The sequence below is a fragment of the Micromonospora sp. CNZ322 genome (genome assembly GCF_007827755.1).
Genome location: NZ_VITD01000013.1, coordinates 116,832 through 138,103, shown reverse-complemented (window position 1 = coordinate 138,103; position 21,272 = coordinate 116,832). Strand labels below are relative to the sequence as shown.

The window sequence follows — 21,272 nt, the reverse complement described above, 5'->3', positions numbered from 1 at the left end:
TGGCGCGGTGACTACCGACCGGCGCTGGGCGCCGACGAAGGACGCCTCACCGGCTGGCGGTTGGCACCTTGCCGTAGGTATCCCTCAGGGCCCGGCGACGGAGATCGGAGTGCCGAGTCGGCCCTCGTTCCCGCTGCGATCCAGCCCGGACACGCAATAGGAGAGGGGACGGTCGGTCGGGGCGGTGCGATCGATCCAGCCGGTTCCTCGGGCGGTGCCGACGAGCCGGGCCTCGTCGCCGTCCACCCGGTAGACGGCGTAGCTGGTGGCGCCGTCGCCGCGCCAGGTCAGCGTCACCCCGCCGGCGTCCGCACGCCGGGCGTCGGTGAGCGTGGGTGCGGCGGGCGGCGCCGCCGGGAGCTGCGCCATCGTGGGCACCAGCGCCGGGCCGGCGTAGTGCGCGCGGCTGTAGCGGCTGACCGCCCCGAGCTTGTCGGCGCGGACCTGCTTGGCACTGAAGTGCACGCTTCCGTGCACGCCGTTTCGGCGGTTGAGGGCCAACTGCCGGTCCAGTTCGGCCGGGTCGCGCCAGGCGCCGCGCTCACCCACCCGGTAGTCGGCCTGACCGATGTAGAGCTGCACCCTGGTGCCCCGCACGGTGTCGACCCACCACGGCAGCAGCTTGGCGTAGTCGGCCTTGGCGAACCCGACGTGCCAGTAGAGCTGTGGCACGACGTAGTCCAGCCACTGTTTCCGCACCCACAGCCGCGTGTCGGCGTAGATGTCGTCGTAGCTCTGCAGGCCGGCGGTCGCGGAGCCGGCGGGATCGGTGCGCTCGTTGCGCCAGATGCCGAACGGGCTGATGCCGAACCTCACCCACGGTTTGATCGCCTTGATCCGCTCGCTCATCTCCCGGACCAGCGTGTTCACGTTGTCCCGGCGCCAGGCGTGCTTGTCCGCGAAGCGCCGGCCGTACCGGGCGAACGTCGCGTCGTCCGGGAAGTCCTGCCCGACCTCCGGGTAGGGGTAGAAGAAGTCGTCGAAGTGCACCCCGTCGATGTCATACCGCTGGACCGCCTCCAGCATCGAGTCCTCGACGAACGTGCGCGCCTCCGGGATGCCCGGATTGAAGTAGAGGCGGCTGCCGGGCCGGTCGGCGCTGGGGTAGGTCACCACCCAGTCGCGGTGGTGCCGTAACGGGTGGGCCGGCGCGAGCTGGTCCAGCCTCGGTCCGGGGCCGCCCACCGTGGCCGGTTGGCCGCCCCGGTAGGGGTTGAACCAGGCGTGGAACTCCAGGTTGCGGGCGTGCGCCTCGGCGACCATGAACTCCATCGGGTCCCAACCCGGGTCGCGGCCGTCGCGGTGCCCGGTCAGCCACTCCGACCACGGTGCATAGCTGGACGGCCAGAGCGCGTCCCCGCTGGGCCGTACGTGCACGAAGACCGCGTTGTGGCTGTGCCGCACGGCCAGGTCCAGCCAGCCCCGGAACTCCGCCCGCACTGTCTCGGCAGGCAGCCCGCGCCGGCTCGGCCAGTCGATGTTGTTCACCGTCGTGATCCACATGCCGCGCAGCTCGCGGGGTGCCCGGGCTGGCCGGCCGGCGCAGCTGGGCGGACCGCCCGCCGGGCTGGCGTCGGGGGCCGCGCCGAACGCGGCGACGTCCCCGGTCTTCGGTGCGCCGCCGTCGCCGACAACCCGGTGCCGCAGCGAACATCCGCCCACCCCGAGCGCCACAGCGAGCGCGACGACCACCGCGACGAGAGCCTGGGTGCGACGACGGTGGGTGGTGGGAGCGGACGGCTCGGCGGCGGGCATTGTCACAGTCTGCCGAGTGTGGCTCACCGGGTGAACCAGGCGGCCCGTTACTTAACGGTCAGCTAAGGCCGGCGCGACGCCAGCTCGCTCCCCCGTTTCGCCCGTCCAGGCAGTGTCACGCGGGAACGCCCTTTCGCGTCGCCCGACGTGGTCGTCTTACCAGCTCGCCAGACCTTATTCCGCGCTCCGACACCCGAGGCTCGGAATGCGCCGCGTCAGCCCATGCGCTGGTCGTCAGACGTCACGAACGTCCGCAGATGGTCAACCGCCGCAGAGAGCGCGTCCTGCAGGGGGCCGATGTCCCGGGCGACCTGAGCGAGGAGCATGCCGCCTTGATACGCCGCGAGGAACATGTCGGCGAGCCGCGCGGGGTCGGCGGACGCGTCGATGCGGCCGAGTTGCCGCATGCGATCGAGCCCGACGCGGAAGATCTCGCGCCACTGCGCGAACACCTCCGCGAGCCGGTCGTTCACGACGAGATCGGTCTTGACGATCTCGCTCGCGAGCGAGCCGAGGCTGCAGCCGTCTTCAAACGGGCGCCCCGAGAGGACGAAAAAGTCCATCCAGTCCTGGAACGCCTCGACGGTGTCGAAGCTGGCAAACCGTTCGCTGCGATGGAAGCCGAGGACGCTGTCGGCCTGCCAGTCGATGACCGCCAGGACGAGGCTCTCCTTGGTGGGGAAGTAGTGACTCAGCTGTGATCCACTCACGCCTGCAGCGCGACGGACGAGCTCGTTGTTGGTTGCGTGGAACCCTTTCCGGTAGATCAACGCAGCCGCGTGCTCCAGTATTCGCTCGCGCGTGGCCTGGCCCTTGGCTGTGAGCTTCTGGGCTGCATCCGCCCCGTTGTCCACCTGCATGTCATCAAGGTAACACCACTGGGCTTGCCAACCCATTTTCTGTGGTGTTCACTCAAGCGAGTGGACGGAATGGTCCAGCAACGCCACACGGAGGTTCATCGCAATGGCTCGCCTGACCGCTCCCGCACCCGCCGACATCGACGCGAAGACGCAAGGCGCCCTCGACGCCATCGCGAAGCAGTTCGGCTTCGCGCCCAGCATGTTCACCATGCTCGCCGCGAACCCGACCGTGCTCGAGATCGTGATGGGCCTGCAGGGCAGCATCGCGAAGCTCCTGGACGCGAAGACGCGCCACACGATCGCCCTCGCGGTCTCTCAGTCGAACGGCTGCCGCTACTGCCAGGCACTCCACGGTTTCATCTCGTCGAACCTCGGCGGTATGTCGGCGGGGGAGATTGAGCTCGCCCGCACAGGGACGTCCAGCGACCCGAAGCGCGCCGCCGTCGCGAAGTTCGCGCAGCAGTTGATCGAGACGCGTGGCCAGGTCAGCGACGAGGACCTCGCAGTGATCCGCGAGGTCGGGTACATCGACCCGGAGATCCAGGCGATCGTCACGATCGTAGTCGTCACCCTGCTCACGAACTACCTCAACAACGTCAGCGACACCGTCGCCGATGTCCCCGGCGCCGACCATCAGTCGGCCTGGCTCTCCTCTCCATCCGCCGCTCAAACGAAAGAAACCACGACGTTGAATCTCGATAAGCTGATCACGAAGCACCTCACCCGCTACTTCGACCCGAGCAAGAGGATCCCGGAGGAGACGTTCCAGCAGCTGCTGCGTTACCTGCGCACCTCGCCGACGACGATCAACATCCAGCCGAACCATTTCCATGTGCTGGAAACGCAGGATGGCAAGGACAAGCTCGCGGACGCACTGGTCGGCCGCTTCGAGGACAACGCGGAGAAGGTGCGCAACGCGTCGCACGCCATCGTCTTCACAACGCGCAAGGACATCCCCGACACGCACCTGCAGGAGATCTTCGAGAAGGAGCGCTCCGACGGGCGCTTCGCCGACCCGGAGATCCAGAAGGGATGGGAGGCGGGCGCCTCCAACTTTGTGGAGATCCAGACCGAGAACTATGGCGGGGACGTGCTCCACTGGCTTGAGAAGAACACCTACCTCGTCGTCGGCGCCACGATGATGGCCGCGGCATCCCTCGGGGTGGACGCGACGCCGCTTGAGGGCTTCGACCGCACGACCGTGGACGCGGCCTTCCACCTGACCGACACCGACTACACGACCACGCTGCTTCTGGTGCTCGGCTACCCCGACGAGGCCCGGGTCTCCCGCCAGCCGGTCTCGCGGTTCGACGCGGAGAAGATCTTCACGCGCATATGACGGACGGGGCGGCCATGGGACCGCGGTGCCGGCCCCGTTCACGTCGACTCGGTTGCCCGGCTTCCGCACCTCCTCGCTGACGCTGGGCCATCGACCCCTTAAGGACTTCGAGGAGGTCAAGATGCAGATTGATAAGGCAGTGCAGGATCGGGCCAGGGCCCGCGCCGCCGAGCTTCCCGGCTCCGAGCACACACACCAGTTCACCGGCGACTGGGAGGTATGGAAAGTCGGCGGCAAGGTGTTCATGCTGCAGACGTCCATGCCCGGCGAGCCCGTCGTGATCCTGAAAGCGGATCCATCCGACGCGGAGTCGCTCCGCGCAGCTCACGCGAGCATCTCGCCCGGCTACCACATGAACAAGAAGCACTGGATCACGGTGCGGGCAGGTGCGGACGCCGAGCCCGCGCTTGTCGACAATCTCGTGACCGAGTCGTACCTCCTCGTCGTCGCCGGCCTGCCGAAGCAGAGCCGTCCCGTCGATCCCGCTTCCTTCCGCGTCCCGCCCTCTGCCGACTGATCGCGATGACGCCGATCGCGCACAGAGCGCTGTTGCCCCTCATCCGAGCAGCCGCACCGGCTCATGGCGTTCTTGCCGGTTTCGGGAAGCGCACGTCAGGCCACCCCTCGCCTCGTTTCGATCTCCTCATTCCCTCCGGGCGAGTGTCACGAACCGTGCCGCCACCGCGGCGCTACCCCTACGCCTGCCGAGACAACCGTTACCCGTAACGACCAGCCTGCGCCCATGGCGCATGTTCAGGAAGGCTTGAGCGGCTGCTCGCGGCGACTGGCACCCGGGTCGCAGGCATGAGTGGTGTCGGTTGGCCGTGGGAGACTCTCGCGCCGTGGCCGTTGACGAGTTTTGGGCGGTCGTGGAGTTGGCCGGGGCGGGTCTCGACGGGCAGACTGGGGACGACGGTGAGGCCGTTGCCGCGGCAGTACACGATCGGACGCCTGCTCGACCGTCTCGAGGCAGCAGGCGCGGACAACACGCTGCTCGCAAACCTCGAGTGGTTCTACCAGCCGCTACTCGAGCACAGCCGCAGGCCAATCGCCCTGCATCGAGAACTCGCCCGCGATCCCGCCCGCTTCATCGGCCTCGTGTCCTTGATGTACCGGCCGGACCCGGACACCGGCGCGAACTCAGCCGACGAAGAGGCAAACGAGGAGTCAGCGTCATCACGGGCCTTCAGCGCGGCCTGGACCGTCCTGCGGGAATGGCGCACGCCGCTCCCGGGCTCCGTAGACGGGTACTTGCCGACCACCGAGGACATGCTGCGATGAGCGGAATCGGTACGCGAGATGCTCACCGCGTCCGACCGGGCCCGGGTGCTGCCCATCGTCCTGGGCGATGCACTATCCGGAGCCGTCGCGGACGAGGACGGCACGTGGCCCAGCGAGCCAGTCCGGGACGTCCTCGAGATACTCGGAGACGCGGACCTCGACGAGCATCTCGCTATCGCGCGAATGAACCAGCCGGGCGTCACAACTCGCGGTCTCTACGACGGCGGAACGCAGGAGCGCGCGCTCGCCGACCAGTACAGCGCGGCGGCGGACCGTGTGCGCGACCGGTGGCCCCGTTCGGGAGCGCTACTCGACGGGCTGAGCCGGTCGTACCGCGATGATGCCCGCCGGGAGGACCGCTCCGCTGAGAGCCATGGCGATCGTTGACGGCCGGTCAGCTTGGCTCACTCGCCCCGTCCCGTCACTGTCCACCGGGTCTGAGGCTCAAAGCACTCCGAGTCGGATTATTCACATCCGCTCACCGGCACGTGCGGACGCCGCCCTGCCGCCTCCGCATGAGGCACCAACGCTGACGGCTTCGGATCCGCCGAAGAGGTCTTCAGCCTGAAGGGCCCGGTCAGCGCACTCCCCGTCGGATCGGTGTCTCGGATGACGGAACCGCGGCGACTCCAGCGTGCCCACCCGCAACGCTCCACGGTTACGTCCACGGGAGTGGTGTACGACTTGCCCGTGATGGGCGTGTTGCGTAGATAAGAGACGGCCATCACCTGTCACGATGGTGCGCTTGGTGGCGACGGTGGTTCGGCTGGATGTGCTCGAGCGCGAGTGGCGTCGGAAATGGCGACCCCGGCGAGGACTGCGGTGGGGGCGAGGGCGACCAGCAGCGGCGGCAGGAGGAGCATCGCCGGTGTCAGGGCAGCCATCACGACCAGGCCGATCGGCCGATCCCGGGATACGCGGGCGAAGACCGCGTACTCGAAGCCGGCACGCCCGGCGAGGAAGAGTGCGGGTCCGCCGAGGATGACGGCGATCCAGGCCGGTTGCGTATGTCCGAACGGGTGGGTGATGACGAGTTCGTCGCCGACGGCGGTGACGACGATGCCGGCCACCATGACCAGGTGGGCGTATGACGTCGATCCGGCAAGGCGGGCCGGGTCGGGGGCCGTTTTGATGGCTGCGGCCGCCAGTTCCCCGGCGCGGTAGATGTAGATCCGCCACAGCAGCACGGTGGTGGCGATCGTCACGAGGAACGCAGCGGCCCGGTCGGGCGTGAAGGCGGTGTCGCGAAGCGTCAGCCCGGTGACCAGGATCAGCTCGCCGAGCGCGATGATGTAGAACTGCCGGTAGCGCTCGGACAGGTGTTCGGCCATGGCCGGCAGATCCGACGGGGGCGTGCGGCCGATCCTCGGCGTGGGGTAGTAGAGCGCGTATGCGGCGTAGTCCAGGGCCACCGCGAGTGTCCACAGCGCCACACGCGCCGTCCCATGCGAGAGCGCACCGGCGATCCACGGCACGGCGGCCACGCCGTACCAGAACAGTATCCGCGCGGAGGTGCGTCGCGGTGCGCGGCCCTGCAGGGCGGTCACAAGGAAGATGTTGGTGCCGATGAATAGGGCGACGAATACCCCTGCGAAGACCAGGCCTTGGCTGCCGAACGCGTCGGGCAGCGCGATCGCGATCACCAGGGTGCCCACCAAATTCGCGATGACCAGCAGCTGTATCGCCGGTTGTTGCGGGTTGAACCTGTCGGTTATCCACGCCGTGTTGAACCAGACCCGCCACAGGGTCAGCAGCAGCAACAGCGTCTGGAAGGCGCCGCTCCAGGTGAGATCCTGGATCAGCGCGTGCGAGAGTTGGGTGAGCGCGAAGACAAACGCCAGGTCGTAGAACAGTTCCAGGAACGTTGCCATCTGCGGATCCTCAGGCGTGCGCATCAGCTCGCCCGCCCTGCTCGTCGTCATCGGCTCGCCCGTTCTGTCGGCTTCGTGGCAGCGTTGAAGCAGTCGTACCATGCTGCCGCGCCTCCCGGTGCCGACAAGACGATGCCCAGGGTTCTCGCAACGAGTGACGAGCTGACGCGGCGTGGCGGGTGGGCCAAGCAGTTTGGGTGAGTCTGAATCGAGCGTCATGCCCGCTCAGGGCCCCGGTAAAGTCGTCAGGTGATGCCGAGTAGGGCCAGGGGCCGGGTGCTGTCGCGGGCGTGATGTCGGTTGGCGGCGGCGATGTTGGCGATTCCGGCGGTGCGGAGGGCGCCGATGGCGGCGTTGCGTAGGGCGGCCATGACCTCGGGCCCGGTTTCGGCGCGAATCTGGCAGCGGTCTTCGTCGTAGGTAACGTCCCGCACCCAGTGGATCTTGTTTCCGGTGGACTACGGCGTCGAACTCTGGGTACCCGAGATCGGCGGCCCCATCGACCCCGACAACGAGGCACACGAACTTGTCATGTCCGTCTTCGGCGGCATGAGCAAAGGCGAACGCAACCGCATCAAGCTGCGTGTGCGCACCGCCATGGCCGCCCAGACACTCCTGGAAGGCCGATACCTCGGCGGACGCCCGCCATACGGCTACACCCTGCGTGATCTCGGCCCTCACCCCAACCCCGCGAAGGCCGCCGACGGCAAACACCTCCGCGGGCTCACCCCGGATGCCCAGACCTCCCCCATCGTCCGCCGGATCTTCGACGAATTCCTCGCCGGCTACGGACTATTCGCCATCGCCGAAGGACTCACCGCCAACCACGTGCCCTGCCCCTCGGCACACGACCGGGCCCGCAACAGACACCGCAGCGGCATCGCCTGGTCCAAAAGCGCCATCCGCGTCATCCTCACCAACCCCCGCTACACGGGCCGGCAGGTGTGGAACAAACAACGCACCGACGAAGTCCTCCTCGACGTCGACGACGTCGCACTGGGTCACACCGGGCCGCCTTGCGGTATGTGCTGACGGTTAGGAATGCATGGCGGGTTGTCCGGTGTAGTTGGCACCAGCGCGATCGTCGGCGCCGAGGTAGCCATACGGGAGGTGGGCGTCGCGGCGGCCGGTGCAGCTGATCCGGCGGCGACGGGAGTCAAGGAGAACCCGGCGGCGCGGAGTCGAGCGATGAGGCGCCGCCCAGCGGGCCGCCCGTCAGGAAGCCGAATGCTGGACAGGTCCAAGTCGGCCACGAGCCGGCCGGTGGGAGTCAGCCAGCCGGCAGCCCGGGTTCGCCGATGCCGCAGGCGACATCGAGCAGGAGCCCGTCGGCGGGAGTCTGGGGTGTGCAACCCCGCCCACGCCGTTCTGGGGAGCCCTGCTGTCACCAGCGCGTACACGGTTACGGTCTGGCCGACGGTGGATTCCGAAAGCCCGAGGTCCCGGCTCATCTCCGGCAGCAGACCGGCCGGGAGATGGTCTCGTTGATGATGCCGAGAAATCCGGCCGTGAACAGCGCCAGGAGAGCGGACACCGGCAGCTTGGCGTGTCCGTGACACGGGTTCTGTCGTCAGTGGCTACGACACGGCAATCCTTTCACCGAAGCTGGTTGGATCGAGGGTCAGAGGTCGCCAGGCTCGGCGAACCGGTAGAACACGCCGCCCACCGGCTGTACGCCCATGAGCAGCCAGATCGCCTTCTCGAAGTCGCGGGCCCGGCAGAGATCACCGACCCGCACCGGGTCGTAACCGGCATCCCGGATGAGCTGCTCGGTGACCTCGACGGCGCCTTCGTCGGCGACGTACCAGTTTGCTCGGCCGCACGCGCTGCTCAGCGGCTTGGTGCATCAGGGCGCCGAAGTTCATGTTGAAGCTCTTGGCTACCGGCGCGCCGGTGAAGGACTTGACCTGGGAAATCGCCGTGACGGGAGGGCAGGATGTTGGTCGCGTCGATGGCGACCTTCCCCCTCAGCCCGGTCACCTTGTGCAGCGCGGGCGAGATCTGGCTGCCGGGAACGGCGATCAGGACAACGTCGGCGTTCGATGCGTCTCCGCCGTCACGGCCGAGCGCTACGACGTCGTGGCCGGCGGCACTCCACAGTCGGCCGAGTCCTCCGCCGATGGTGCCCGTCCGATCATGACGATCTTCACTAGGTTCTCCTGCTCAGTTGGTAGGGGCCAGCGAGGCCCGGACGGCGTCCAGACCGGCGGCCTGGGAGACGATCGGCCGGTAGCCGAGTTCGGTGACGGCCTTGTCGGTACGCAGGGTGCAGGTCTGCCCCAGGAACCACCGGGCCGGTACGGGGACAACCCGGGCAGCGGTGTCGGCGTCCAGGTCGGGGATGGTCGCGTGCACGCCGTAAATCTGGAACTGGGTCTCCAGGAAGTCCCGCAGGACGACGCGGTGCTGGTCGGTGACGAAGTACGCCTGACCGGGACGGCCCTTGAGCCAGCCGAGGATGAGACCCTCGACGGCGTTGTCGACGTAGGTCACGTCGGTGATGTGCCGGCCGCCCTCGATCCATGCGAAGGCGCCCGTCCGGGCCCCGGCCACGAGGTTGTCGATGAGGATGCTCTCCGAGCCCCACACGAACCGCGGGCGGATCGACACGGTCGCGAAGCCGGGCGCGTCGGCGTCCAGCACGATCGCCTCGGATTCGGCCTTCACCGCGCAGTACGCGCCCTCCGAATCGGGCCGCAGCGGTGCGGTCTCGTCCACCTCGACCAGGGGCTCGCCAGCCAGCAGCGCGGCTTCGCTGCCACAGTGGACGAATCGGGCGACGCCCACCCGGCTTGCCGCTGCCACCGCCGCACGGGTGCCGTCCACGGTCACGAGTTCCTGACGGGCACGATCGGCGTCGATGTCCGTCTCGGCCGCCAGGTGGAAGAAGACCGCACTGCCCGTGACGCTGTCCTGCCACGTGGCCGGCTCGGTCAGATCACCGCGCACCGGCTCCGCCCCCAGCCCGGCCACGACGTCAGCGGACGCCGCGCTGCGGACCAGGGCTCGGACCGAGTGCCCCTCGTCGACCAGCCGGCGCACCAGCCGCCGACCGATGAAACCCGAACCGCCTGTCACGAACGCCTGCACCATTGTCGGCTCTCCCTGGGTCAACTGCTCTCTGCAGGTCCAGCAACCAGCGCGTCGCTTTGCTTCCCTCGGAAACGCTGGGGTTTTGGATGCCTGCCATAAGATCTGCGAATGGCTTCGCTACGCGCACTGGAATGTCTGGTCGCCGTGGCCGATACGGGATCGATCACCGAGGCCGCGCGGCTGCTGCACTCCTCGCAGCCTGCCGTCTCGCAGCAGATAGCCGCGCTGGAACGGGAGACCCGAACAGCGCTCATCCTTGAGCAGCGTGCCGGACCCGCTGGCCTGTTCGCTGCGCGCCGCGGCGAGCGTGGCGAGCACGGCGAGCCCGATCGCGCCACCGACCTGTTGAGTGGTGTTCACCAGACCGGAGGCCAAGCCCGCGTCCTGCGGCTGGGCGCTGGACGTGGCCAACCCCATCACCGGCAACGCTCCTTCAGCCACTGTCGCCGTCCCACCGATGACGGGAACCTGTCCCACCTGCGGATGGCGAAGCAGCCGCCTCGGCGTTGCGATTGGGGTCCTTGTCCTCAGCTGGCGGGGAAGTAGTGGCCGTTGTCCAAATCGGCGAGCAGGCGGGGCTGAGCGGGTTCCCAGCCGAGGGTCCGGCGGGTGATGAGGTTGGACGCCGGGTAGCTCTGCGTGACGATGTTGGCGAGGAACCCGAAGTATCCCGGCAGCACCAATTCGTCCACGGGAACGCTCACGGCGGGCAGGCCCAGACGGCTGCCGATGGCCTCAGCAATCTCGCGGAACGGGATGCCCCCATCGTCGACCGCGTGCCAGTAACTGCCGGCCGGGCCCTTCTCCAGCGCCAGGCGGAACAAGGAGGCGACATCGCGGGCATGCACGGCGTTCCACAGGTTCGTGCCGTCTCCGGGGTAGCCGACGAAGCCCTTCGCCTTCGCTAGCGCGATCAGTGTCGGGAGGAAGCCGGCGCGATCGGTCGTGTCGTGGGCGATATTGGCGATCCGCACGACCGAAGACCGCACGCCCCGCTCGGCGAGGCCGATCACGGTGGTCTCCACGACGTTACGAGCCCGCAGGCTGCCCTTGTGCTCATCGCCGCTGGGAAGGGCCGGGTCCTCCTCGGTGGCCATCCGGCCCAGGAATCCCTGCCCGGGCGAGCCGATGCTCCCCGCCGCGACCAGCGGCTTTCCGGTTCCCGCCAGTGCCTCGCCGTACGCGAGCATGATCGGGACCTCCGCGGCGGCCACGGCGTGGATCCCGCCGGAGAAGAGCAGGTCCTGCCGGTGCGCGACGTGGATGACGCCGGCGGAGTCCGCAGCCGCCTCCTTGAGCCCGTCGAGGTCCTGGAGGTCGCCGCGGCGCACCTTCGCGCCGAGCGCGGACAGCGCCGCCGCGGCCGTGTCCGACCGGGCCAGGCCGGTGACCTCGTGCCCAGCGGCGATGAGCTCGGGGACGATGTAAGAACCGGAATGGCCGGTCCCGCCAGTGACGAAAACACGCATTCTGCTGCTCCGAGTGAGTGATGTGGGCGCGAGAGGTGGTGGTGGGTGTGTGCTTAGACCAGAACGTTGACGCCGAGGGAGAAGTTGAAGTCCCCGACGCCGTGGCGGGCCAGGCTCACCATTAGCAGGCCCGTCCCTTCCAGCCAGTGCGCCATCTCCAGGCATCCGGCATCCAGGGGGCGCAAACCGAGGCTCTCGATGAACGCCGATACGCTCGCCTTGGCCCGCGCGTCGTCGCAGGCGACGAGCACGTCCAATGGGCGTCCCGAGGCCAGGACGTGGCCGAAGACGGTGTTGAACGCCTTCACGACGTGCGCGCTGGCTGGGGCGGCCTTGGTGATCTCCTGTGCGGCGGAAGTGCCGTCAGGGGTGGTCAGCCCGCTCGCGTCGGCTTTTATGGGGTTGGTAATATCGATGATGATCTTGCCGGCCAGCGCGTCCCCGTACTGGGCGACGACCGGCACGGCGCTGGCGTTCGGCACGGCGAGGATGACGATGTCGCCGGCCGGGGCGCTGCCGAATGTCCCGGCTGTGGCGCCGCCGCCGAGCGCGGCAGCCAGGTCTTTGGCCTTGGCCGCGTCGCGACCGACGACCTCGACGGCGTGGCCACCAGCGAGCGCCCGGGCGGCCAGGGCGCGGGCCATGGTCCCCAGGCCGATGATGCTGATGCTGCTCATGAAGTGCCTGCTTTCCGAAGATGGATGGGGACGCCATGCCCGCTGGTCGCGAGATGTTTGGCGTAATCCGGTAGCCGTGCTTCAGCGGACCTCGGCGCCCAGGGCGAGGTCGAAGCCGGCGCCGCTGCGGGCCAGGCCCACCAGGAGGATGCCGGCCCATTCGAGGACGTGGGTCATCTCGAGCCCTCCTGCGTCGAGGGCCCGCATGCCCAAGCTCTCCAGGAAGGCAGCGACACGTGCCTTCGCCTCGGCGCTGTCGCCGGCGTAGAACGCGTCCAGGGGCTTGTCCTCGGCGATGACGCCGCCGAAGATCGTGTTGAAGGCTTTCACGACATGTGCGCCCTCGGGGGCGACGGCGGCGATCTGCTGGGACACCGAGTTACCCGCGGTCGTCACGACGCCACTTGCGTCGGCGTTGAACGGGTTGGTGATGTCGACGAGGACCTTGCCGGCCAGCGCATCGCCGTAGTGCTCGACCACGTCGACCGCGCCGGTGTACAGGACGGCCACGATGACGATGTCACCCACCGGCCTGGCGCCGAACGTGCCGACGGTGGCTCCGTTGCCGATCTGGTCGGCGAGCGCCTGAGCCTTGGCGGTGTTGCGGCTCATGAGCTCGATGGTGTGGCCGTGCTTCGCCGCCCGGGTGCCGATGGCGGTGGCCATGTTGCCCGAGCCGATGATGCTGATCGTGGTCATGACGTGTGTTCCCCTTGTTGTGTATGAATCAGTTGGTCGGGGGTCCGGCATGCTGGGCCGGGTGTCGAAGGGTTCGCCGAACGGGCTCAGATCACTGTGGTGCCGCCGTCGACGACCAGTTCCATGCCGTTGACGTAGCTCGAGTCCTCCGAGGCGAGGAACAACGCGACCGACGCGATCTCCTCAGGGCGGCCCATCTCTCGCCGCGGGATCACGGACTCGAACTGCGCCTTCATTTCCGCGTCCATGACCTGCTCCATCATCGGCGAGGCGACCTGGCCGGGCGTCAGCACGTTCACCCGAATCCGCCGGTCCCTCAGCTCTGACACCCACACCCGGGCGTAGGCGGGCAGCACGGCCTTGCTCGCTGCGTAGACACTCCAATCGGGGTAGCCCCGCAACGACGCGTTCGACCCGGTCATGAGGATCGAGCCGCCATCGTTGAACAGCGGCAGCGCCTTCTGGACCGTGAACAGCGTGCCGCGTGCGTTCAGCGAGAACGCGGCATCGAACTGCTCCTCGGTGATCTCGCCGAGCCTGCCCTGCTCACCCGTCCCGGCACTCGCCCACAACACGTCGACCGTGCCTTTTTCCTGCTTGACCGTCTCGAACAAACGGTCCAGACCATCGAGGTCAGCCGAATCGGCCTGCACGCCGGTCACATTCCGGCCGATCAGCTTGACGGCTTCGTCCAGCGCGTCCTTCCGCCGGCCGGAAATGAAGACGTGAGCTCCTTCGTCAACAAACAATTTCGCACCGGCCAGCGCCATTCCACTTGTCGCACCGGTGATCACCGCAACCTTGCCATCGAGCTTTCCCACGACTAACTCCATCCACATAACCGTACCGAGTCATGTTTCTCGTACGGAATTCAATTCCTGCCCATCAGTACTTATCGAGCGTGCCATTGGCCCGAGTCGGTTGTCCAAGACCTCTTTCGGCCGTTGCGATACCCTGGAGGCATCGCCGGGGGGAGGCTCCATGGATCTGGACCTGCGCAAGTTGCGTTACTTCGCCGCTGTCGCCGACAAGCTGCACTTCGGCCGCGCCGCCGATGAGCTGCACATCGCGCAGCCGGTGCTCAGCCGGCAGATCCGCGCGCTGGAGAAGGAACTCGGCACTCCGCTACTGACCCGGGACAGCCATGGCGTGGCGCTGACCGACGCCGGCCGGCAGTTGCTGACCGACGCCGGCCCGCTGCTGGCCTCCGCGCACGCGGTCCGCCGCCGGGTGACCGTGGCCGCGCAGGGCAGCCGGCGGCTGATGGTCGGCTTCCGGGCGGGCATCGCGGTCACCCCAGCGGTACGGCAGTTCGCCATCCAGCACCCGGATGTACCGGTGGATCTGCGGCGGATCGAAGGAGACGACCAGGCCGCGATGCTGCTCGACGGCCGCATCGACGTCGGCTATGTGCGGCTGCCCATCGACGAGGCCGGCCTGCGCGTCACCCCGCTGTACACCGAGCCGCGGGTAGCAGTGCTTCCCGCCGGCCACCGATTCGCCGGCAAGGAACAGATTACCGAGGCCGACCTGGTCGGCGAGCCGCTGCTCTGGCATGCCGACACGAGCACGCAGCCCACCAAGCGCCCGCACCCTGACGCCGGATACCGGGTGCGCGGGGTGGACGAGACGCTCGAGCATGTCGCGGCCGGCCGGGGCATCTCGTTCCTGGCCCGTTCGGCGACCGTATTCTATTCGCATCCGGAGATCAGCTATGTTCCCATCCCGGATCTGGCACCCGACCAGGTGTGCCTCGCTGTGGCGGAATCGCGCACCTCGCCGCTGATCGACGACTTCCTCTCCGCGGCTCAGGTGACGTCCGAGATCACGGCAGAATGTGGCAATTATGAAATGTGGCAGCTGGGAGGCGACGCCGCTTCGAAGCACGGTTGAGCAGTTCGACCGACAACAGCAGCGCCAACAAAGGGCACACGGCCAAGCAATGGCGAAGGAGTTGGGGAGTTCACGAAGACTAGCCCGCGGCATGACCCGGCGCGTCGAAAAGGTCGAGGTACCGACCGCCGTCGCCGTATTCCCCGCCGACCGCACCCAGCCGCCCCGCGCCTGGGCCGAAGTCTGTCGCCACCGCGCCCGGGACGGGTGGGTGATGGCCAGCTCCTTCCCCACCGCACGCCTCACCCTGGCGCAGATCCGCCGCAGCGCCGGGCGGCTCACCGCCGCCGGCGTCGCTATCCTGATCAGCACGGCGTTCGTCACCGTGACGCTCCTCGCCGGCGGCGTCATCCAGGGCACCCACCCATGACATGATCGCGGCCGAGTACGCACGAGCTGACGTCGTCGTGTCCACGGACGACGCCTCGGAGCAGGGCGGGTTCGCCGTCGCTGCCGTCGACGGTGTCGAGACCGTCCAGCCCCTCACGTCCTGGTACGGCGACCTGTGCAACGGCGGCAAGGGTGGCTACCAGAGATTCGCCCCCCGTACCCGAGGACCCACGGCTCTCGCCGCTCGAGCTGACCGACGGTGCCTGGCCGACCGCCGGTGACGAGGCGGTGGTGACGTCGAAGGTCGCCGAGCAGCTCGAAGTCGGGCGTGGGCGACCAGGTGACCCTCAAGCGCACCCTGTACCCGGAGGGCTGGTCCACGAGCCAGGCGGAGGGCCGGGCCGCAGAGCTCGGTGCGCCGAAGAGCGTCACTGAGACCCTGACCGTGACCGGCCTCGCCGCCGACCCCTACGGTGCCTTCGCGACCTTCGGTGGGGCCGCCGCGTTCCCTGCTGCCACGATCCAGACCTGGACCGCGGCCGACGCGTCCCCGAAGCCGGTCACCGGCGCGGCCAGCGCCCGCATGTCAGCGGACAGCCTGCTCGACGAGAAGTACTCCTACGACGTGAGCGTGTCGTCGTCCTCGCCCGAGTACGTCGAGGACGTGCGCGACGCGGTGGCCGAAACCTCTGGCATCACGGCCACCGCACTCATCGCCAACGCGACGGTCACGCTCGAGGGCCTGACGGACACGAGCGTCCTGGGCGCCGACCTCCAGGACCTCGCCGCCGTGGTGAACGTGTCGGACGAAGCAAAGCAGCTCACCGAGGGCTTGATCCTGCTGGCCCAGGCCACAGCCGACTCGCTGTCCCTCGCTCCGGGCGACCAGACCACCCTCTCGGGTTCGGACGCCTCGGTCGATCTGATCGTCGTCATCACGAGCTCCGACCCGCTCAACCGGGTCGTCACCACCGGGGACCTCGACCGCATCAGCGGCGACGACGCGCGGACCGACATCTGGGCCCAGATCTCGGGCACCGAGGCAACGACCGTGCTCGCCAACGTCCAGGACGCCGTCGCGCAGGTCGACGGCGAGGCCTTGGTCGAGGGGCCGGCTGCCCAGTCCGCGCAGTTCCGGCAGGTCGTGGACGTCATCCTCGGCATCGTGGTGGGCCTGCTCGCCGTCGCCGTCGTGATCGACCTGATCGGCGTCACCAACACGCTGTCCCTCTCGGTCATCGAGCGGACCCGCGAGTCCGCGACCCTGCGGGCCATCGGCCTGAGCAAGGAACAGCTACGCGGCATGCTCGCCGTCGAGGGCGTGCTCATCGCCGGCGTCGGCGCGATCCTCGGCATCGTGCTCGGGCTCGTGTTCGGCTGGGCCGGCGCGGCCACGGCGCTGTCCCTCATGGACGACGTGCGGTACACCGTCCCGTGGACGGACCTCGCGGCGGTCCTGGCCATCGCCCTCCTCGCCGGGCTCCTCGTCTCGGTGCTACCGGCGCGGGCCGCGGCCCGCACCTCACCCGTGGCAGCGCTCGGGGCGGAGTGACGACCGCCCGTCGCTGACGCTGACGGCGACGCCCGTGCACGGGCGTCGCCGTGCGCCACCCTCAGGTCACCAGCCCGTTGCGGTAGGCGTAGACCACCGCCTGCACGCGGTCGCGCAGGCCGAGCTTGGCCAGGAGGCGCGACACGTACGTCTTGACCGTCTCCTGGCTGATCACCAGGGCCGCGGCGATCTCGCCGTTCGACAGGCCGTCGGCGATGAGACGCAGCACCTCCAGCTCGCGCCGGGTCAGCGCCATGTCGCCGGGGGCGCCCTCGGTGGGCCGGATCCGCGTCGCGTACCTGCCGACGAGCTGCCTGGTCACCTCGGGCGCCAGCAGCGCCGCCCCGGAGGCGACCGTGCGGAGGCCGTTCAGCAGCTGCGCCGCCGGGGCGTCCTTGAGCAGGAACCCGCTCGCCCCGGCGCGCAGCGCCTCGTAGACATACTCGTCCAGGTTGAACGTGGTCACCACGAGCACCTTGACGGGACGCGCCACCCCGGCGCCGGCCAGCAGGCGGGTTGCCTCGATACCGTCGAGCACCGGCATCCGGACGTCCATCACCACTACGTCCAGGTTCAGTCGGCCCGCAAGGTCGACGGCGGCCCGCCCGTCCGCGCACTCGCCGACCACCTCGAGGTCGGGCTGGGCGTCGATGATCGTCGCGAACCCGGTGCGGATCAGCGCCTGGTCATCGCACACCAGGACCCGGATCGGCGCACTCACGACCGGCTCCCGGTGGGGATGCGCGCCAGGACGACGAATCCGCCGTCGGCCCCGCGGTCCGCGCTGAACTCGCCACCCAGGGCTTCCACCCTTCCCCGCAGCCCGACGAGCCCCCGACCGCTCCCGCCGGCAGACCGCGGGCGGGTGCCGACGAGGGCCTGCTCAGGTCCGGTCCCGGCAGTGCTGATCTGCACGGTGATCTCCCGTTCGTCGTAGCGCACGCCGACCGCCGTCGGGCTGCCGTGGGCGTGCTTGAGGGCGTTGGTCAGGGACTCCTGCACCACCCGGTGGGCGACCAGCTCGGCGCTCCCGGCGGATTCCGACTGCGTGCCCTCCTCGGTGAGCTCTACCGGCTGCCCGGCCTGACGGGTCTGCTCGACGAGCGTGTGCAGGTCCCGGAGGAACGGTGCCTGGGCCACGCCGTCGTGGCCCGGGTCGAGCAGGTCCAGGAGGTTTCGGAGGTCGCCGATCGCCCGCCGGCCCGTGTCGGTGACCGCATTCAGTGTCTCGTCGAGACGATCGGGGGCGTCTGTCAGGTACCTGGCAGCCTCTGTCTGCACGACCATCGCCGTCACGTGGTGGGTCACGACGTCGTGCAGCTCGCGGGCGATCCGCGTGCGTTCCGCGGTGCGGGTCTCCTCGGCGACCCGGAGGCGCCGTTCGGTCTCGGCGACCCGGGTGGAGCGCAGCCAGGAGCCGACGGCCCACACGAGGACCAGTACCAGGTAGAACGTCAGGTACCCGTCCGCCCGCTCGGTCCCGCCGACCAGGTCGATCGCGAGCGCCAGCACCACGTAGGCACCCGAGAGGAGGATCGTGACCGTGCGGCGACGGTGTTCCAGGTAGGCACCCGCGCTCAGCAGCGCGATAGCGAGCCCGGCGCCCGCGAGCGTGTGGTAACCCCGGAGCTGGTCGAGGGCGAAGCCGAGGAACACCAGGACGAGGCAGGCGGCCGGCCACCGCCGGCGAACGGCGAGCGGGAAGCACTGGAGGACGATCGCGACGACGGCCAGCGCGTCGAAGGGACGGGTCGGCAGCGCGCCGACCTCCGTCCCCAGCCCGTGCAACGCCGGCACGATCGATGCGATCGCCGGTAGCAACGCGAGCGGCAGGTCCCGGACCGTGACGTCGAGCTGACGCCACCGGTCCAGGACCCGCCGGAGATCGGTCACCGGGAGAGCCTAGCGGCCACGTCCGCCCGGGCCGAGCGACGGACGGGGACCACGTGACCACGCCGGTAGGCGAGCCACATGAACGCGCCGGTGGCCAGCACGCCGAGCACTACCGCGTAGACACTGGCCTCCGGACCGAAGTCGCCGCCCGTGACCAGCGCGGGACCCGAGATCGTCGCGTCCAGCAGGCCCTGCGCGGTGTTGCTGCCGGACACCTCGGTGCTGAAGATGGCGCTCGCGGCGATGTTCCAGCCGAAGTGCAGACCGATCGGCACCCACAGCTTACGGGTGGCGATGTACGCGGCGGTCAGCATCCCGCCTGCCTCGATGGCGATAGCGACGGCACCCAACAGGGTCGCGTTCGCGTTGGCCAGGTGGATCAGGCCGAACAGCGAGCCGGTCAGCGCGAGCGCGATCCAGGTTCCGGTCCAGCGCTCGATGTTGCGGAACAGGACACCGCGGAAGACCAGCTCCTCGGCGACAGCGGCACCCGCCATGATCCCGAGCAGGCTGACGGCGCTCGCCGGCGTGCCCAGGCCGTTGATCGTGTAGTCACCGAAGAAGGCGATGTTCGCGATCACTGCCCCGAACAGCGCAATGCCGAGCAGCGTGCCCCAGCTGATCCCGGCACCTGCTCCCTTCAGCGAGACCTCGACGGGGGCGCGGTGCTCGGTTCGCCGCACCACCCAGCCGTAGACCAGGACCCCGACGACGGCCGTCAGCAGGCCGGCCACGAGCGCCAGCCAGGGGGTGTCCTTCACCGCCGCCGTGCCCAGATTGCCGAGGATCCAGACCGCCGCAACCGCCAAGAGCTGCCATACCAGACCCACGATGACTCCTTTGAGAAGCCGCGGCGAGAGCGTCGCGGGCTACCCCGAACGCTATGGATTTGCCCGCCCAAAGTAGTCACCGCACGGTGGACATTCGCAGGTAGCTCGCACGGGTGACAGACTCGGCAGCACCGGGCAGCACCACCCGAACGTCAGCAGACGTACTGGCGCCCGACAAGTCTTGTCGCGTGGCTCTTATCCAACGACCGCCAGAAAATCCGAGTAGAACAGGCCCAGGCCGACCGCCACGCACACGCCGGCCACGATCCAAAACCGGATTACGATATTGACCTCGCTCCATCCGGCCAGCTCGAAATGGTGGTGCAACGGCACCATCCGGAAGACGCGTCTACCGGTGGTCCGGAACGAGACGATCTGGATCACCCAGGTCGTCGTGATGATGACGAAGAGCCCGCCGATCATGATCGAAAGCAGCGTGGTGCGGGTTACCACCGCGAGCCCGCCGATCAGGCCGCCGAGTCCGAGCGCGCCCACGTCACCCATGAAGATCCGCGCCGGGGACGTGTTCCACCACAGGAAGCCCACGCAGGCGGCGGCCGCCGCCGCCGCGATTATGGCGACCTCCAGGGGATCCCGGACCTGGTAGCAGTAGTCATTCACGCGGCCGTACGCGTCGTCGGCGCACCAGTGCCGGTACTGCCAGAAGCCGATCAGCGCGTACGCGCCGAGCACCAGGATCGACGCGCCGGTGGCCAGGCCGTCGAGGCCGTCGGTGAGGTTCACGCCGTTCGACATCGCCGTAACCACGAAGACGATGACCATGACCGCGCCGACCTTGCCGACGTCGAGCCAGCTGATGTCGCGGATGAGCGAGATGTGCTCGCTGGCCACGGTCTGGCCGTTGGTGCTCGGCACGTAGAGCGCGGCGATGCCGAAGCCTGCGCTGACGATGGCCTGGCCGAGCAGCTTGCCTTTGGCGGACAGTCCGTCGGAGTTGCGCTTGCGCACCTTGAGGAAGTCGTCGAAGAAGCCGACCGCACCGCAGAAGACGAACAGGCCGAGCAGCACCAGGGCCGTCATTGTCGGGCCCTCCTGCGCGATCTGCCGCTCAGGCAGGGTGGTCAGGGCGATGTGCCCGGCGACGTAGGCGAAGACGGTCGCCACGATGAAGACGACGCCGCCCATCGTGGGCGTGCCCTTCTTGCCCTGGTTGCTGGCGAGCCCGATGGATCGGATCGGCTGGCCTGCCTTGAGCGCGGTGAAGACGCGAATCGCCACCGGCGTGCCGAACAGGGAGATGATGAACGCGACCGCGGCCGCGACGATGACCGCCCTCACGGGCGAACCTCCACGCGATCCGGACTTCTCACGGCGTCCCCACCGAGCTTCCAGATCAGCGCCTGACGTCTCGACCTGAGCTGGCGGTGCAGATAGCCCTTAGCGAAGTCATGGATCATGAGGCATGAGCTTGCCATCCGACGGCGAGCGGAGCAGCCCGGGACCTCACAGCGCCGTGGTCCGTAAACTCGCCGACGCGCATCCAACGACGATCTTGCAGGCCAAGCCCGCTTGACCCGCTGGAGGAATCCGGAGGTGTTGCTTGAGGGCCCTGAGCTGCGACCCGGCGCTCCCATATACGACCGTTACCCAGTGCGACGCGTTGAGCCAAGCAAGCGGTCTGAAGCTGACCGGAGCTGAGGCCGCGACCATCATGGTCGGCGCTGCTGGTCTGCGCCAGTCGGTGCGCAGAGAGAACACCATGCGGTCCA

At 68.6% G+C, this 21,272-nt stretch carries 23 protein-coding genes; 10 read left to right on the top strand and 13 right to left on the bottom strand.

Going from position 1 to position 21,272, the window contains the following annotated elements:
* Positions 1-84: 84 nt before the first annotated feature.
* Both FB453_RS26280 and FB453_RS26275 read right to left on the bottom strand, forming a co-directional pair.
* Positions 85-1,755 carry a family 10 glycosylhydrolase gene (locus tag FB453_RS26280; RefSeq protein ID WP_145794529.1) on the bottom strand — a complete coding sequence of 557 codons (1,671 nt, stop codon included), beginning with the start codon at positions 1,753-1,755 and terminating at the stop codon, positions 85-87.
* 215 nt (positions 1,756-1,970) lie between these two features.
* Positions 1,971-2,615 carry a TetR/AcrR family transcriptional regulator gene (locus FB453_RS26275; RefSeq protein WP_145794527.1) on the bottom strand — a complete coding sequence of 215 codons (645 nt, stop codon included), beginning with the start codon at positions 2,613-2,615 and terminating at the stop codon, positions 1,971-1,973.
* Between the two features lie 103 nt (positions 2,616-2,718).
* Between FB453_RS26275 and FB453_RS34665 the strand changes: the two genes are divergently transcribed.
* From FB453_RS34665 to FB453_RS26250, 4 genes are all read left to right on the top strand, one after another.
* A complete protein-coding gene (locus tag FB453_RS34665; protein WP_222431416.1) occupies positions 2,719-3,954 on the top strand; it encodes a nitroreductase family protein in 1,236 nt (411 codons plus the stop codon).
* 121 nt (positions 3,955-4,075) lie between these two features.
* Positions 4,076-4,471, top strand: coding sequence for an MmcQ/YjbR family DNA-binding protein (locus FB453_RS26260; RefSeq protein ID WP_145794525.1), 396 nt, complete (start codon positions 4,076-4,078; stop codon positions 4,469-4,471).
* A 407-nt stretch (positions 4,472-4,878) separates the two neighbouring features.
* Positions 4,879-5,235 (top strand): hypothetical protein, encoded by a 357-nt coding sequence (locus tag FB453_RS26255; RefSeq protein WP_145794524.1) that lies wholly within the window; start codon positions 4,879-4,881, stop codon positions 5,233-5,235.
* A gap of 18 nt (positions 5,236-5,253) precedes the next feature.
* Complete coding sequence (locus tag FB453_RS26250; protein WP_145794522.1) at positions 5,254-5,622, top strand: hypothetical protein; 369 nt, start codon at positions 5,254-5,256, stop codon at positions 5,620-5,622.
* Between the two features lie 344 nt (positions 5,623-5,966).
* Here the strand turns inward: FB453_RS26250 and FB453_RS26245 are convergent, their stop codons facing one another.
* Positions 5,967-7,106, bottom strand: a complete 1,140-nt coding sequence (locus FB453_RS26245; protein ID WP_486480469.1) for a low temperature requirement protein A — start codon at positions 7,104-7,106, stop codon at positions 5,967-5,969.
* 245 nt (positions 7,107-7,351) lie between these two features.
* Positions 7,352-7,540, bottom strand: coding sequence for a hypothetical protein (locus tag FB453_RS26240; protein ID WP_486480468.1), 189 nt, complete (start codon positions 7,538-7,540; stop codon positions 7,352-7,354).
* Between the two features lie 19 nt (positions 7,541-7,559).
* Between FB453_RS26240 and FB453_RS26235 the strand changes: the two genes are divergently transcribed.
* Complete coding sequence (locus tag FB453_RS26235; RefSeq protein WP_486480467.1) at positions 7,560-8,138, top strand: recombinase family protein; 579 nt, start codon at positions 7,560-7,562, stop codon at positions 8,136-8,138.
* 1,131 nt (positions 8,139-9,269) lie between these two features.
* Here the strand turns inward: FB453_RS26235 and FB453_RS26220 are convergent.
* A complete protein-coding gene (locus tag FB453_RS26220; RefSeq protein WP_145794520.1) occupies positions 9,270-10,199 on the bottom strand; it encodes an NAD-dependent epimerase/dehydratase family protein in 930 nt (309 codons plus the stop codon).
* Between the two features lie 108 nt (positions 10,200-10,307).
* Between FB453_RS26220 and FB453_RS35100 the strand changes: the two genes are divergently transcribed.
* The gene (locus FB453_RS35100; protein WP_486480466.1) at positions 10,308-10,745 is read left to right on the top strand and encodes a LysR family transcriptional regulator; all 438 of its coding nucleotides are present in this window, start codon (positions 10,308-10,310) and stop codon (positions 10,743-10,745) included.
* On the opposite strand, the gene FB453_RS26205 is transcribed toward FB453_RS35100, so the two are convergent.
* From FB453_RS26205 to FB453_RS26190, 4 genes are all read right to left on the bottom strand, one after another.
* A complete protein-coding gene (locus FB453_RS26205; RefSeq protein WP_145794518.1) occupies positions 10,727-11,668 on the bottom strand; it encodes an SDR family oxidoreductase in 942 nt (313 codons plus the stop codon). The genes FB453_RS35100 and FB453_RS26205 overlap by 19 nt on opposite strands.
* Before the next feature lie 53 nt (positions 11,669-11,721).
* Complete coding sequence (locus FB453_RS26200) at positions 11,722-12,345, bottom strand: NAD(P)-binding domain-containing protein (protein ID WP_145794516.1); 624 nt, start codon at positions 12,343-12,345, stop codon at positions 11,722-11,724.
* A gap of 81 nt (positions 12,346-12,426) precedes the next feature.
* Positions 12,427-13,044: an NAD(P)-binding domain-containing protein gene (locus FB453_RS26195; RefSeq protein WP_145794513.1), complete on the bottom strand. Its 618-nt coding sequence runs from the start codon at positions 13,042-13,044 to the stop codon at positions 12,427-12,429.
* 86 nt (positions 13,045-13,130) lie between these two features.
* The gene (locus FB453_RS26190; RefSeq protein WP_145794511.1) at positions 13,131-13,865 is read right to left on the bottom strand and encodes an SDR family oxidoreductase; all 735 of its coding nucleotides are present in this window, start codon (positions 13,863-13,865) and stop codon (positions 13,131-13,133) included.
* Between FB453_RS26190 and FB453_RS26185 the strand changes: the two genes are divergently transcribed.
* The 4 genes from FB453_RS26185 to FB453_RS26165 all read left to right on the top strand — a co-directional run bounded on the left by FB453_RS26185 (position 13,831) and on the right by FB453_RS26165 (position 16,819).
* On the top strand, positions 13,831-14,937 hold the full coding sequence (locus FB453_RS26185) for a LysR family transcriptional regulator (protein ID WP_486480465.1): 1,107 nt from the start codon (positions 13,831-13,833) through the stop codon (positions 14,935-14,937). The genes FB453_RS26190 and FB453_RS26185 overlap by 35 nt on opposite strands.
* A gap of 91 nt (positions 14,938-15,028) precedes the next feature.
* Positions 15,029-15,307, top strand: coding sequence for a hypothetical protein (locus tag FB453_RS26175; protein WP_145794509.1), 279 nt, complete (start codon positions 15,029-15,031; stop codon positions 15,305-15,307).
* Between the two features lie 37 nt (positions 15,308-15,344).
* Positions 15,345-15,548 carry a hypothetical protein gene (locus tag FB453_RS26170; protein WP_145794506.1) on the top strand — a complete coding sequence of 68 codons (204 nt, stop codon included), beginning with the start codon at positions 15,345-15,347 and terminating at the stop codon, positions 15,546-15,548.
* 47 nt (positions 15,549-15,595) lie between these two features.
* Positions 15,596-16,819, top strand: a complete 1,224-nt coding sequence (locus FB453_RS26165) for an ABC transporter permease (protein ID WP_145794504.1) — start codon at positions 15,596-15,598, stop codon at positions 16,817-16,819.
* 61 nt (positions 16,820-16,880) lie between these two features.
* Here FB453_RS26165 and FB453_RS26160 read toward each other — a convergent pair whose 3' ends face one another.
* The 4 genes from FB453_RS26160 to mraY form a co-directional block, all read right to left on the bottom strand.
* Positions 16,881-17,540, bottom strand: a complete 660-nt coding sequence (locus FB453_RS26160) for a response regulator transcription factor (protein WP_145794502.1) — start codon at positions 17,538-17,540, stop codon at positions 16,881-16,883.
* Positions 17,537-18,712, bottom strand: coding sequence for a histidine kinase (locus FB453_RS26155; RefSeq protein WP_145794500.1), 1,176 nt, complete (start codon positions 18,710-18,712; stop codon positions 17,537-17,539). The genes FB453_RS26160 and FB453_RS26155 overlap by 4 nt, the downstream gene beginning before the upstream one ends.
* On the bottom strand, positions 18,709-19,542 hold the full coding sequence (locus tag FB453_RS26150) for a type II CAAX endopeptidase family protein (protein ID WP_145794497.1): 834 nt from the start codon (positions 19,540-19,542) through the stop codon (positions 18,709-18,711). The genes FB453_RS26155 and FB453_RS26150 overlap by 4 nt, the downstream gene beginning before the upstream one ends.
* Before the next feature lie 195 nt (positions 19,543-19,737).
* Positions 19,738-20,841 (bottom strand): phospho-N-acetylmuramoyl-pentapeptide-transferase, encoded by a 1,104-nt coding sequence (gene mraY / locus FB453_RS26145; protein ID WP_145794495.1) that lies wholly within the window; start codon positions 20,839-20,841, stop codon positions 19,738-19,740.
* Positions 20,842-21,272: the final 431 nt, after the last annotated feature.

Bases quoted from the DNA above. Each gene is read 5' to 3' on its own strand.
- FB453_RS26280 (WP_145794529.1), bottom strand. From the start codon at position 1,755: ATGCCCGCCGCCGAGCCGTCCGCTCCCACCACCCACCGTCGTCGCACC.
- FB453_RS26275 (WP_145794527.1), bottom strand. From the start codon at position 2,615: ATGCAGGTGGACAACGGGGCGGATGCAGCCCAGAAGCTCACAGCCAAG.
- FB453_RS34665 (WP_222431416.1), top strand. From the start codon at position 2,719: ATGGCTCGCCTGACCGCTCCCGCACCCGCCGACATCGACGCGAAGACG.
- FB453_RS26260 (WP_145794525.1), top strand. From the start codon at position 4,076: ATGCAGATTGATAAGGCAGTGCAGGATCGGGCCAGGGCCCGCGCCGCC.
- FB453_RS26250 (WP_145794522.1), top strand. From the start codon at position 5,254: ATGCTCACCGCGTCCGACCGGGCCCGGGTGCTGCCCATCGTCCTGGGC.
- FB453_RS26245 (WP_486480469.1), bottom strand. From the start codon at position 7,106: ATGGCAACGTTCCTGGAACTGTTCTACGACCTGGCGTTTGTCTTCGCG.
- FB453_RS26220 (WP_145794520.1), bottom strand. From the start codon at position 10,199: ATGGTGCAGGCGTTCGTGACAGGCGGTTCGGGTTTCATCGGTCGGCGG.
- FB453_RS35100 (WP_486480466.1), top strand. From the start codon at position 10,308: ATGGCTTCGCTACGCGCACTGGAATGTCTGGTCGCCGTGGCCGATACG.
- FB453_RS26205 (WP_145794518.1), bottom strand. From the start codon at position 11,668: ATGCGTGTTTTCGTCACTGGCGGGACCGGCCATTCCGGTTCTTACATC.
- FB453_RS26200 (WP_145794516.1), bottom strand. From the start codon at position 12,345: ATGAGCAGCATCAGCATCATCGGCCTGGGGACCATGGCCCGCGCCCTG.
- FB453_RS26195 (WP_145794513.1), bottom strand. From the start codon at position 13,044: ATGACCACGATCAGCATCATCGGCTCGGGCAACATGGCCACCGCCATC.
- FB453_RS26175 (WP_145794509.1), top strand. From the start codon at position 15,029: ATGACCCGGCGCGTCGAAAAGGTCGAGGTACCGACCGCCGTCGCCGTA.